This window comes from Pseudomonas sp. 05N433, from assembly GCF_056396925.1.
Genome location: NZ_JBFTML010000039.1, coordinates 35,633 through 48,358, shown reverse-complemented (window position 1 = coordinate 48,358; position 12,726 = coordinate 35,633). Strand labels below are relative to the sequence as shown.

The window sequence follows — 12,726 nt, the reverse complement described above, 5'->3', positions numbered from 1 at the left end:
TCGGGAGGCTGAGTGGAGGTGTTCATCTGGGGATTGGCGCGCAGCGCCGTTCGACGCAGTCGAACACATCGCATGTAGGTTGAAGCGAAGCCAACCGTAGGGCGATGCCCCCAGATGGATACCGGAGCGAAGGAACCCCGAGCCTCAGCGAGGGGCCGTACGTTCGGGGCGAGACCTTTTGGTTCCTTTTGGGGCGTTTGCCAAAAGGGACTCGCCGTAAGGGCGAAACCATAAGCCGCCGTTACCGCAGCAACGGATATGTACACCACCCACAAGAACATGGTCGGCCCAAAGGCCGCCAAGACCAAAGGAATCAGCAACAACCAAAGGAGGTCCAAACTGACAGAGCCGTCAGTTACCAGTCACGCTCCTGACCGGCGAACAGGTTTATAAAGGAAGGTATAAACCTGACAAAACCAGACCACTCAGCCCGGCGCCCCACTCGCATGCGAATTCAGAAAAAAACCGCCCTGCTCGCCGCCCTTCTGATCGCCCTGGCAGCGACGGGCGTTTGGTACGCCACCAAACCCGCCGCCACCAAACTGGCCGCCCCCACCGCCATTCCCGTGCGGGTGGTCAGCGTCGTCGAAAAAGATGTGCCCCGCTACGTCAGCGGCATCGGCTCGGTGTTGTCCTTGCACAGCGTGGTCGTGCGCCCGCAAATCGACGGCATCCTCACCAAACTGCTGGTCAAGGAAGGCCAACTGGTGAACCAGGGTGACCTGCTGGCCACCCTCGATGACCGCTCGATCCGCGCCAGCCTCGACCAGGCCCGGGCGCAACTGGGCGAAAGCCAGGCGCAACTGCAAGTGGCCCAGGTCAACCTCAAGCGCTACAAATTGCTGAGGGTCGACGACGGCGTGTCCAAGCAGACCTACGACCAGCAACAAGCCCTGGTCAACCAACTCAAAGCCACCGCCCAAGGCAATCAAGCCTCGATCGACGCCGCTCTGGTGCAGCTTTCCTACACACAGATTCGCTCGCCAGTCACCGGTCGCGTTGGTATTCGCACAGTCGATGAAGGCAACTTCCTGCGCATGACCGACACCCAAGGTCTGTTCACGGTGACCCAGATCGACCCGATCGCCGTGGAGTTTTCCCTGCCGCAGCAAATGCTGCCGACCCTGCAAGGCCTGATCAACAATCCACAGCAAGCACCGGTCAAGGCTTACATCGGCGCCGACACTGACGGTGAAACCGGCAACCTGCTGGGCGAAGGTCACCTGACCCTGATCGACAACCAGATCAACGCCAACACCGGCACCATCCGCGCCAAGGCCGAATTCGCCAACCCCGCACAGAAACTCTGGCCGGGCCTGCTGGTGACGGTAAAGATTCAGACGGCGCTGGATAAAAATGCGCTGGTGGTGCCGCCCACGGTCGTACAACGCGGGCTCGATCAACATTTCGTGTACAGGGTCAACGGCGACAAGGTCGAAGCCGTGCAGGTGCAAATGGTCTATCAAGGCAGCGGCCAGGACATTATCAAAGGCGTTAAACCGGGCGACGTGCTGGTCAGCGACGGCCAATCGAGGCTCAAGCCCGGCTCGACGGTTCAGGTACTGAGCGAGCCACCGCAAGTGGTCCAATCGGAGCCAAAACCATGAAGGGCCACGGTTCCATTTCCGCGTGGTGCATCGATCATCCGGTGGCGACGGTCCTGCTGACCTTTGCCCTTATATTGCTCGGCGTCATCGCCTTCCCGCGACTGTCGATTGCGCCACTGCCGGAAGCGGAATTCCCGACCATTCAGGTGGCCGCGCAACTGCCCGGCGCCAACCCGGAGACCATGGCCTCATCGGTGGCCACGCCGCTTGAAGTGCAATTCAGCGCCATCCCCGGCGTGACCCAGATGACCTCGAGCAGCGCCCTGGGCTCGACCATCCTGACCCTGCAATTCACCCTCGACAAAAGCATCGACACCGCCGCCCAGGAGGTCCAGGCCGCGATCAACACCGCCGCCGGCAAACTGCCCAAAGATATGCCCAACCTGCCAACCTGGCGCAAGGTCAACCCGGCTGACAGTCCGGTGCTGATTCTCAGCATCAATTCACCGCAAATGCCCGGCACCGAACTCAGCGATCTGGTAGAAACCCTACTCGCCCGTCAGATCAGTCAGATCGACGGTGTAGGCCAAGTGAACATCACCGGTCAGCAACGTCCGGCGATTCGCGTGCAGGCCTCGGCGGACAAACTCGCCGCCATTGGCCTGACCCTGGCGGACATTCGCCTGGCGATCCAGAAAACCAGCCTCAACCAGGCCAAAGGTGCGTTGTACGGCGAGTCGAGCATCTCGACCCTGTCCACCAACGACCAGTTGTTCCACCCCGAGGATTACAGCCAACTCATCGTTTCCTACAAGAACGGTGCCCCTGTCCATCTCAAGGACGTGGCCAAAGTGGTCAACGGTTCCGAAGATGCCTACATCCAGGCCTGGGCTGACGGCCAGCCGGGGGTGAACCTGGTGATTTTCCGGCAACCGAGCGACAACATCGTCGAGACCGTTGATCGAATTCAAGCGGCCCTGCCGACACTGAATGCCATGTTGCCGGCTTCGGTGCAGGTCAAGGTGTTGATCGACCGCACCCAGACCATCCGCGCCTCGCTGCATGAAGTGGAAGTCACCCTGCTGATCGCGATCCTGCTGGTGGTGGCGGTGATGGCGCTGTTCCTGCGGCAACTGTCGGCGACCCTGATCGTGACAGCGGTGCTCGGTGTGTCGCTGACTGCCAGTTTCGCCCTGATGTACATCATGGGCTTCAGCCTGAATAACCTGACGCTGGTGGCGATCGTGGTGTCCGTCGGGTTTGTGGTCGACGATGCGATTGTGGTGGTGGAAAACATTCACCGGCACCTGGAGGCCGGCGACGGCATGCGCGAGGCGGCGATCAAAGGCGCCGGCGAGATCGGTTTTACCGTGGTCTCGATCAGTTTCTCGCTGGTGGCGGCGTTCATTCCGCTGCTGTTCATGGGCGGCGTGGTCGGGCGGCTGTTCAAGGAGTTCGCCTTGACCGCGACCTCGACCATCCTGATTTCGGTGGTGGTGTCCCTGACCCTGGCACCGACGCTGGCCGCGCTGTTCATGCGCGCACCGGCGCATCATGCCCACAGCAAACCAGGTTTCGGCGAGCGCTTGCTGGCGCTGTACGACAAAGGCCTGCGCCGCGCCCTCGCCCATCAGACATTGATGATCGGTGTGTTCGGCCTGTCGCTGGGGCTGGCCATTGCCGGTTACATTTTCATCCCCAAAGGCTTCTTCCCGGTACAGGACACCGGATTCGTCCTCGGCACCACCGAAGCAGCTGCAGATATTTCCTACGGCGACATGGTGAAAAAACACTTGGCGATGGCCGAAATCGTCGCCGCCGACCCCGCCGTCGAGACGTTCTCGCACTCGGTCGGTGTTTCGGGCAGCAACCAGACCATCGCCAACGGCCGCTTCTGGATTTCGCTGAAAAAGCGTGGCGACCGCGATGTGTCCGCCAGCCAGTTCATCGACCGGATTCGCCCGCAACTGATGAAAGTCCCGGGCATCGTGCTGTACCTGCGCGCCGGGCAAGACATCAACCTCAGTTCCGGCCCGAGCCGCGCCCAGTACCAATATGTGCTCAAGAGCAACGACGGTGCCCTCCTGAGTACCTGGACCCAGCGCCTGACGGAAAAACTGCGCAGCAACCCGGCGTTCCGCGACATTTCCAACGACTTGCAACTGGGCGGCAGCATCACCCACATCAGCATCGACCGCAGCGCGGCGGCACGTTTCGGCCTGACCGCCAGCGATGTCGACGAAGCGCTGTACGACGCCTTCGGCCAGCGGCAGATCAATGAATTCCAGACCCAGACCAACCAGTACAACGTGATTCTGGAACTGGACACCAAACAGCGCGGCAAGGCCGAAAGCCTCAACTATTTCTACCTGCGCTCTCCGCTGAGTGGGGAAATGGTGCCGCTGTCGGCCCTGGCGAAATTCGATGCGCCGACCATCGGCCCGTTGTCCATCGCTCACGACGGAATGTTCCCGGCGGCCAACCTGTCATTCAACCTGGCTTCCGGCGTGGCGTTGGGTGATGCGGTGATCATGCTCAACCAGGCCAAGGCTGACATCGGTATGCCGGCCGCCATCAGCGGTAACTTCCAGGGCGCGGCCCAGGCGTTCCAGAGTTCGCTGGCCAGCCAGCCGTGGTTGATTCTGGCGGCGTTGGTGGCGGTGTACATCATTCTCGGCGTGCTGTACGAAAGCTTCGTGCATCCACTGACGATCATTTCGACCCTGCCTTCGGCGGGGCTCGGGGCGGTGATCATGCTGTGGATCTGCGGCCAGGACTTTTCGATCATGGCGCTGATCGGGCTGGTGCTGCTGATCGGTATCGTCAAGAAGAACGGTATCCTGATGATCGACTTCGCGCTGGATGCCCAGCGCAACCGTGGCCTGCCACCGCTGGAGGCAATCCATGAGGCCTGCCTCACACGGTTCCGGCCGATCATCATGACCACGCTTGCCGCCCTGCTCGGCGCCTTGCCGTTGATGATCGGCTACGGCACCGGCGCCGAACTGCGCCAGCCATTGGGCATCGCGGTGGTCGGCGGTTTGCTGGTGAGTCAGGCGCTGACGCTGTTCACTACGCCGGTCATATACTTGTGGCTTGAGCGGATATTCCATAGACCCACACCAGCACAGCAGCCGGTGCTGGCGACCACAGACTGAGGCGGGGTCATGCGCGTTCTGATTATCGAAGACGAGGAAAAAACCGCGGATTATCTGCACCGCGGTCTGACGGAACAGGGTTACACCGTGGACGTGGCCCGCGATGGCGTCGAAGGCCTGCACCTGGCGCTGGAAAATGACTACGCGGTGATTGTCCTCGACGTCATGCTGCCGGGCCTCGACGGTTTCGGCGTGCTGCGCGCATTGCGTGCGCGCAAGCAAACCCCGGTGATCATGCTCACCGCCCGCGAGCGGGTGGAAGACCGCATCAAAGGTCTGCGCGATGGCGCCGACGATTACCTCGGCAAACCGTTTTCCTTCCTCGAACTGGTGGCGCGCCTGCAAGCGCTGACCCGTCGCAGCGGTGGCCACGAGCCGGTGCAGGTGAGCATCGCCGACCTGTGGATAGATTTGATCAGCCGCAAAGCCACCCGCGCCGGCACCCGCCTGGACCTGACCGCCAAGGAGTTCTCACTGTTGAGTGTGTTGGCGCGCAGACAGGGTGAAATCCTCTCGAAAACCGCCATCGCCGAGATGGTCTGGGACATCAATTTCGACAGCGACGCCAACGTGGTCGAAGTCGCGATCAAACGCCTGCGGGCCAAGCTCGACGGGCCGTTCGACGAGAAATTGCTGCACACCATTCGTGGCATGGGTTATGTGCTGGAGAGCCGTGGTGTCCAGTAACTCCATCGCGCTGCGCCTGAGCGGGATGTTTACGCTGGTGGCGCTGCTGGTGTTTCTGTTGATCGGCGGTGCGCTGTATCAACAGGTCGACAAGGGCTTGGGCCTGCTGCCCGAAGCCGAGCTCGATGCCCGCTACAGCGTGCTCGAATCGGCGCTCAACCGTTACGGCACGCCCGAGCATTGGGTGAAGATCAACGCCAAGCTCAAACTGCTGAGCGAAGAAGACAAGCGCATTCGCTTTTGGGTGGTCAGCGGTAATCCCGGTTATGAATACGGCCAACCCGACGCGTCGATCCGCGCGTTCGCCCAAGGCCCATTGGGCATGCGCGACATGGAATTACCCGACCATCCGTACCCGCTGAAAGTGCTGCTAACCGAGTTGCCAGCCAAGGACCAGCGCCCACCGCTGCGCTTCATGATCGGCATCGACACCGAAACCTTTTACGAGACGCAGCACCACTTGCTGATCGCCCTGATCAGCCTGGCGATCATTGGGGTATTGCTGGCCTCGCTACTCGGTTACTGGGTGGCGCGGATCGGCCTCAAACCACTGATCAAGTTGTCGCAGGAAGCCCAGCGCCTGGCACCACCGAGGCTGTCCGGGCGCCTGCAATTATCGCCATTGCCCCCGGAGCTCGATCAGTTCGTCAGTTCGTTCAACGCCACGCTGGAACGGGTGGAACAGGCCTACTCGCGGCTGGAATCGTTCAATGCCGACGTGGCCCATGAACTGCGCTCGCCGCTGACCAACCTGATCGGCCAGACCCAGGTTGCACTGACACGCGGGCGCTCCGCCGAACACTATTTCGAAGTGCTGCAATCGAACCTCGAAGAGCTGGAGCGGCTGCGCTCAATCATCAACGACATGCTGTTCCTCGCCAGCGCCGACCAAGGCAGCAAGGCCACCCAACTGACGTCCACCTCACTGGCTGATGAAGTGGCGACGACGCTGGAATATCTGGATTTCATTCTTGAGGATGCGCAGGTTCAGGTCGAGGTCAGTGGCGATGCGCAGGTGCGAATCGAGATCGCACATCTGCGCCGGGCGTTGATCAACTTGCTGAGCAACGCGGTGCAGCACACCGCGCCTGGGCAAGTGATTCAGGTGCGGATCGAAGTCGAGGAGCACCAAGTGAGCATCGGCGTCGCCAACCCGGGGTCGCCGATTGCCAATGAGCATCTGCCGCGCCTGTTCGAACGTTTCTACCGGGTTGATGCGTCACGCAGTAACAGCGGCAACAACCATGGCCTGGGGTTGGCGATCGTCAAGGCGATTGCGCTGATGCATGGCGGGGATGTGTTTGTGCGCAGTGATCATGGGATGAATACCTTCGGGATTCATCTTCCAGTCTGACCCCCCACTCCCTGTGGCGAGCGAGCTTGCTCGCGCTGGGCTGCGAAGCGGCCCCAAAAATACGACTACATTCAATCAGACAGGCCACATACTCCGATTACGACTGCTGCGCAGCCGAGCGGGAGCAAGCTCCCTCGCCACAAAAAAAGCCAAACCACTTGCAACTGCGGACTGTTACTTTTAGCGCAACAGTCCTTTATGCAATCCACTCTTTTTCCCCTCGCCCAAGCCCCTTATCGTTGCCCCATCAAACAGCACTTGCCAAGCAAGAAGGTTTAAAGATGTCCAACAGTATGGGTATTGCCAGCGCTTTCGTTTTGTCGTCCCTGTTCCTGTCTCCGTTCGCCATGGCTGAAGAGTCGCAGACATTCGTCGCACAAAATGCCGAACGCGCCAAGGCCTACGAACAGTATCAAAACGAACTGACAGCCAAGGCCCAAGAGGCTGCGCAAACCCCTCAAGCGTCGAGCACTCAAGCCCAGCCACGGGTTGAGAAAGACAGCTGATCCATACGTATCGCTCTGTTTCCCTCGACACTTTTCATCGGCTCTTCCCTTTGAAAAGTTGTCTTCAAAGCCGCTGCTATCAGCGGCTTTTTTTCGTGGTGGTTTTAAACCCCTTCAGTTCATCTTCCCTGACAACAAACATCCGCACTTCAAAACAATGAAGTACTTAGTTGACCCAAGGAGCTTTACCGCACGTGCGTTTCCCTCTCAGATTCAGTCCGCTGTTCATTGCAATCACTGCAACGATGGCCAACAACGTGCAGGCCGACGACGAATCCAGCCGCGAAGGCTTTGTCGATGGGGCGAGCCTCAACCTCAATGCCCGCAACTACTACATGAACCGCAATCGCCTGCAAAAGGCCGATGACAACATCGAGTGGGGTCAGGGCTTTCTCGGTCGCTTCGAATCGGGATTCAGCCAGGGCACCATCGGTTTCGGCGTTGAAGCCCACGCGATGCTCGGGCTCAAGCTCGACGGCGGTGGTGGCACCGACGGGTCGAGCATCCTGCCGATCAGCGAGGGCAACGGCAAGGCACCGGGCTCGTTTTCCACCGCTGGCGGCACCCTGAAAATGCGGGCCTTCGATACCGAATTGAAGGCCGGCGACCTGTTCCTTGCCAACCCGGTGATCGCCGGTGGCGAAACCCGCATGCTGCCGCAGACCTTTCGCGGCGTCAGCCTGACCAACCACAGTGTCGACGGGTTGATGATCGAGGGCGGTCAGGCCAGCTTCACCAAACTCTACAACCAGAGCGGCCACACCCGCATCGGCACGTCCTATGGCAGCCTGGCCGATGGCGATGAAAGCCGGCATTTGAATTGGGCCGGCGTGGCCTGGAGCGGCCTGCCGGGCCTGACCAGCAGCCTGTATGCGGCCGAACTCAAGGACATCTGGAACCAGTACTACTACGACCTGGACTACACCTATTCGCTGAATGACTTGGTCAGCCTCAACCCGGGCCTGCACTTCTATCACACGCAAGACACCGGCGATGCACTGCTGGGCAACATCGACAACAACACCTACAGCCTGCATTTCACCGTCGACGTGGGCCATCACAGCGTCACCGCCGCCTACCAGCGGGTCAACGGCAACACGCCGTTCGATTACATCAGCCAGGGCGACAGCATTTATCTCGACAACTCCCAGCAGTATTCGGACTTCAACGGTCCGAATGAGCGCTCGTGGAAACTCAAGTACGCCTACGACTTTGCTGGCCTCGACATGCCCGGCCTGACCTCGGCGGTGTCCTACTCACGGGGACCTGACCAAGGTCGATCCGGACAGCCGCGGTTACGCCTCGTGGTACAGCGCCGACGGCAGAAACGCCAGGCATCGGGAACGAGACATCGAGCTCAAGTACGTGGTCCAGGGTAGCAAGGCCAAAGACCTGGCGATGCGTCTGCAATGGGCGTCTAACCGTGGCGGCAACGGTTACGGTGCGCTGGATCAGGACACGGATGAATACCGGGTAATTGTCGACTACCCGGTGAATGTCTTCTAAGCTTCAATTAGCAAAAGGCCAGCATGTTTTGCTGGCCTTTTTATTATCCGGGATTTATATAGGCGCGCAGGACGCGACCGGTTTCTGGGACTCTGCCCGATTCTTGTAAAAGCACTTTCATAACGCCTTATTTGCAGAAGTCAGAACCATGAGTGTGAACAGTGCGAAATCCGGTGATCCGATCCGTTCGACACGCTCGGAGCGGCTTCTGGTTCTCAGTAGTGTGTTGTTGGTGATCGCAATACTGAGCATCGTCGCGTTCCTGCTGATCCGCGAACACGCCAATGCCAAATTGTCCGCCGCTCGCGCCGCCAACAATATCGTGCAATTGATCGACGCCGACGTGCTGCGCAATGTCGAACTCTATGACGTGTCCCTGCTGGGTTTGATCGCTGCCTCCCAGCGGGAAGACCTCAAGAGCGTTTCCCCAGCCATTCGTCACCTGGCCTATTTCGACCGCGCCACTGCCGCGCCGTACAAGGGCAACATCTTGTTGCTCGACAACAAGGGCTATGTGATCGCCGACTCGGCCTCGGTGGAGCCCAGAAAGGGCAACTTTGCCGATCGCGAATACTTCCAGGCCCACATCAACAATCCGGACCCGGGCATGTTCATCAGTCGCCCTTTCAAGGCCCGGCCGCCGGAACAGGATTGGCGGATCAGTTTCAGCCGCCGGGTGAACGGCACCCAGGGTGAGTTCCTCGGCGTGGCCGAGGCCGCCATGCATTTGAGCTACTTCGATCAGTTGTTCAACAGCTTGAGCATCGGCCGCGACAGTACGGTCAGCCTGATCAGCAAGGACGGGATTCTCCTGGCCCACCAACCCCACCTGGCCGAAGAGCTGATCGGCAAGGATTTCAGCAACCGCCCCAATTTCCAGCGCATCGTCAAAGAAGGCAACGGCAGCTTCACCGGCATGTCCAGTCGATACAACGATGAGCGCTTGTACACCTTCTCCAAGGTCGGGAATTTGCCGTTGATCGTCATCGTTGCGCTGTCCAGCGATGAAGTCTTTGCGGCCTGGAAGCGCACCGCGGTGGTAGTCACTTCTGCGACCGTTGCCCTGTGCGTGAGCCTGCTGTGGCTGACCTGGTTGCTCTGCCGGGAGCTGCGTCGACGCCAAAGCGCCGAGCAGGAACTGGCACAACTGGCCGCCACCGACCCCTTGACCGGTCTGGCCAATCGCCGAAGCCTGGATCAGGCTCTGCACCATGAATGGTTTCGTGCCCAGCGTTCCGGTCAGCCGTTGTCGCTGTTGATGATCGATATCGATCACTTCAAGGCGTTCAATGATCGCCACGGCCACCGAGGGGGCGACGATGCCTTGCGCTCGGTGGCCAAGGTGATCGACACCCATGTTCGACGGCCGGCGGACCTGGTCGCCCGGTATGGTGGCGAGGAGTTTTCAGTGATCCTGGCTGAAACCGACAGCGCCGGAGCCCGACAGATTGCCGAAAAAATCCGTATGGCGGTGGAGCAATTGCCGTTGGTGGGAGGTGATGTGTCACCGATTACTGTCAGTATTGGTATCAGTACCTGGACGACAGCAACCGACATCAGCCTGGAACAGTTGCTGTTTGCAGCGGACAAGGCGCTGTATCAGGCCAAGGAAAACGGGCGGAACCGGGTGGTCGCTGCGGATTGATCGTTCCCGCTGGCATAAAAAAAGGCCACCCGAAGGTAGCCTTTAAAAAACTAGAGAGGTTTTTTGCTTACACGGCCGCAACAGGACGCATGTAAGAGATCGGTGCGGTGCTGGCGTCTTCGAACGTCACGACTTCCCAAGCATCTGTCTGCTCAATCAACTTGCGCAGCAGCTGGTTGTTCAATGCGTGTCCGGACTTGAAGCCCTTGAACTCACCAATCAGGCTATTGCCCAGCAGGTAGAGGTCACCAATCGCATCGAGGATTTTGTGCTTCACGAATTCGTCTTCATAGCGAAGGCCGTCTTCGTTCAGTACACCATCCGCGTCGACCACAATTGCGTTTTCAACGCTGCCGCCGAGTGCGAGGTTGTGCTTGCGCAGGTACTCGATATCACTCATGAAACCAAAGGTACGCGCGCGGCTGACTTCTTTTACGAACGAAGTGCTGGAAAAATCCACGCTTGCACTTTGTGTGCGGTCACGGAAAACCGGGTGATCGAAATCGATCTCGAAGCTCACTTTGAAACCTTCGAAAGGGACGAAAGTGGCGCGCTTGTCGCCGTCTTCCACTGTCACTTCCCGCAGGATCCGGATGAACTTCTTGGCGGCGTCCTGCTCTTCCAGGCCGGCCGATTGAATCAGGAATACGAAGGGTCCAGCGCTACCATCCATGATCGGGACTTCGGACGCGGAGAGCTCGACGTAGGCGTTATCGATGCCCAGGCCAGCCATGGCCGAGAGCAGGTGCTCCACCGTGTCCACTTTGACGTCACCGTTAACAAGCGTGGTCGACATAGTGGTTTCGCCAACGTTTTCCGCGCGGGCAGGAATCTGCACCACAGGGTCGAGGTCAGCACGACAAAACACAATGCCGGTGTCGACAGGCGCTGGCTTGAGGGTCAGGTAGACCTTCTCCCCGGAGTGCAGGCCGACACCTGTGGCACGGATAATATTCTTCAGGGTGCGTTGTTTAATCATGGCATGGGCCGCTTCAGCGCAAATTGCGAACTGGTATCAACAAAGGCTGGCGATGATAGCAGACCAGACCTTTGCTGAACACCAATCACCCTAATACCCCTGATACATTTCATCAATCGGCCTGACGACGCAGGAAAGCCGGGATGTCCAGGTAGTCCAGATCATCTTGCGGGTTCATCTTCGCGGCAGTCGCAGCACCGGCCTGAGCCTGGTTGCGCATGACGGTCGGACGGTCCAGGTCACGGTAATTCACCGCTGGCTGTTCCTGACGAACAGGGGCTTGTTGTTGTGGCTGGGAGGCCATCGAGGTGTGAACGGTATTGTCGATGACCTTCACAGGCTTCTCGATTTTAGCGCCCAGACCAGTGGCAACCACGGTCACGTGCAGTTCGTCGCGCATGTCCGGATCGATAACGGTACCGACCTTGACCATTGCGTGCTCGGAAGCGAAGGCTTCGATGATGCTACCCACGTCGGAGTACTCACCCAGGGACAGGTCAGGACCGGCGGTGATGTTCACCAGGATGCCGCGTGCACCTTGCAGGTTCACGTCTTCGAGCAGCGGGTTGCGAATGGCCGCTTCGGTCGCTTCACGTGCACGGTTCGGACCGCTGGCGCAGCCAGTGCCCATCATCGCCATGCCCATTTCGCTCATCACGGTACGTACGTCGGCGAAGTCGACGTTGATCATGCCCGGACGCTTGATGATGTCGGAGATACCGCGAACGGCACCGGCCAGTACATCGTCGGCCTTGGCGAAAGCCGACAAGAGGCTTGCGTCTTTACCGAGGATGGTCAGCAGCTTCTCGTTGGGAATGGTGATCAACGAGTCGACGCTTTCAGACAGCAGACGGATACCTTCGTCGGCGAGCTGCATGCGCTTGCGGCCTTCGAACGGGAACGGACGGGTCACCACCGCAACGGTGAGGATCCCCATTTCCTTGGCCACTTCAGCAATGATTGGCGCTGCACCGGTACCGGTACCGCCGCCCATGCCGGTCGTGATGAACACCATGTTGGTGCCCTGCAGGACTTCGGCAATGCGCTCACGGTCTTCGAGAGCGGCCTGACGACCTACTTCAGGGTTGGCGCCAGCGCCCAGACCTTTGGTCACGCTGGTACCCAGTTGCAGAATGGTGCGCGCGCTGATGCTTTTCAGCGCTTGGGCATCAGTGTTGGCGCAGATGAATTCAACGCCTTCAATGTTGCTCTTGACCATGTGATTGACAGCGTTGCCGCCGCCTCCGCCAACACCGATAACTTTAATAACCGGGCTTGCGGGGATGTTGTCTACGAGTTCGAACATTTTCCCTCTCCTTACATTCTCTAGTTTTTTCGCCTACT

The 12,726-nt window shown here is 59.4% G+C and carries 8 protein-coding genes and 1 pseudogene; 7 read left to right on the top strand and 2 right to left on the bottom strand.

All coding sequences use genetic code 11. The annotated features are described in order from the left end of the window. Positions 1 to 446: 446 nt before the first annotated feature. The 7 genes and pseudogenes from AC1DIS_RS20335 to AC1DIS_RS20305 all read left to right on the top strand — a co-directional run bounded on the left by AC1DIS_RS20335 (position 447) and on the right by AC1DIS_RS20305 (position 10,403). Positions 447 to 1,607 (top strand): efflux RND transporter periplasmic adaptor subunit, encoded by a 1,161-nt coding sequence (locus tag AC1DIS_RS20335; protein WP_064616210.1) that lies wholly within the window; start codon positions 447 to 449, stop codon positions 1,605 to 1,607. After that, a complete protein-coding gene (locus tag AC1DIS_RS20330) occupies positions 1,604 to 4,705 on the top strand; it encodes a multidrug efflux RND transporter permease subunit (protein WP_477781045.1) in 3,102 nt (1,033 codons plus the stop codon). The genes AC1DIS_RS20335 and AC1DIS_RS20330 overlap by 4 nt, the downstream gene beginning before the upstream one ends. A 9-nt stretch (positions 4,706 to 4,714) precedes the next feature. Then, positions 4,715 to 5,392 carry a heavy metal response regulator transcription factor gene (locus AC1DIS_RS20325; protein WP_018930141.1) on the top strand — a complete coding sequence of 226 codons (678 nt, stop codon included), beginning with the start codon at positions 4,715 to 4,717 and terminating at the stop codon, positions 5,390 to 5,392. Continuing rightward, positions 5,382 to 6,746 (top strand): heavy metal sensor histidine kinase, encoded by a 1,365-nt coding sequence (locus tag AC1DIS_RS20320; RefSeq protein WP_018930140.1) that lies wholly within the window; start codon positions 5,382 to 5,384, stop codon positions 6,744 to 6,746. The genes AC1DIS_RS20325 and AC1DIS_RS20320 overlap by 11 nt, the downstream gene beginning before the upstream one ends. A 281-nt stretch (positions 6,747 to 7,027) precedes the next feature. Next, positions 7,028 to 7,252, top strand: coding sequence for a hypothetical protein (locus AC1DIS_RS20315; protein WP_064616208.1), 225 nt, complete (start codon positions 7,028 to 7,030; stop codon positions 7,250 to 7,252). A gap of 194 nt (positions 7,253 to 7,446) precedes the next feature. Next, positions 7,447 to 8,758 (top strand): annotated as a pseudogene (locus AC1DIS_RS20310) (OprD family porin). A 148-nt stretch (positions 8,759 to 8,906) separates the two neighbouring features. Then, positions 8,907 to 10,403 (top strand): sensor domain-containing diguanylate cyclase, encoded by a 1,497-nt coding sequence (locus tag AC1DIS_RS20305; protein ID WP_028939844.1) that lies wholly within the window; start codon positions 8,907 to 8,909, stop codon positions 10,401 to 10,403. Positions 10,404 to 10,470: 67 nt separating this feature from the next. Here AC1DIS_RS20305 and lpxC read toward each other — a convergent pair whose 3' ends face one another. Together lpxC and ftsZ are read right to left on the bottom strand one after the other, a co-directional pair. Next, a complete protein-coding gene (gene lpxC / locus AC1DIS_RS20300) occupies positions 10,471 to 11,382 on the bottom strand; it encodes a UDP-3-O-acyl-N-acetylglucosamine deacetylase (RefSeq protein WP_007939852.1) in 912 nt (303 codons plus the stop codon). A gap of 112 nt (positions 11,383 to 11,494) precedes the next feature. Continuing rightward, positions 11,495 to 12,688, bottom strand: a complete 1,194-nt coding sequence (gene ftsZ / locus AC1DIS_RS20295) for a cell division protein FtsZ (protein ID WP_007939850.1) — start codon at positions 12,686 to 12,688, stop codon at positions 11,495 to 11,497. Positions 12,689 to 12,726 lie beyond the last annotated feature (38 nt).

What these genes read in the sequence shown, in the direction of transcription:
- AC1DIS_RS20335 (WP_064616210.1), top strand. Translation starts at nt 447, where the DNA reads ATGCGAATTCAGAAAAAAACCGCCCTGCTCGCCGCCCTTCTGATCGCC.
- AC1DIS_RS20330 (WP_477781045.1), top strand. Translation starts at nt 1,604, where the DNA reads ATGAAGGGCCACGGTTCCATTTCCGCGTGGTGCATCGATCATCCGGTG.
- AC1DIS_RS20325 (WP_018930141.1), top strand. Translation starts at nt 4,715, where the DNA reads ATGCGCGTTCTGATTATCGAAGACGAGGAAAAAACCGCGGATTATCTG.
- AC1DIS_RS20315 (WP_064616208.1), top strand. Translation starts at nt 7,028, where the DNA reads ATGTCCAACAGTATGGGTATTGCCAGCGCTTTCGTTTTGTCGTCCCTG.
- AC1DIS_RS20305 (WP_028939844.1), top strand. Translation starts at nt 8,907, where the DNA reads ATGAGTGTGAACAGTGCGAAATCCGGTGATCCGATCCGTTCGACACGC.
- lpxC (WP_007939852.1), bottom strand. Translation starts at nt 11,382, where the DNA reads ATGATTAAACAACGCACCCTGAAGAATATTATCCGTGCCACAGGTGTC.
- ftsZ (WP_007939850.1), bottom strand. Translation starts at nt 12,688, where the DNA reads ATGTTCGAACTCGTAGACAACATCCCCGCAAGCCCGGTTATTAAAGTT.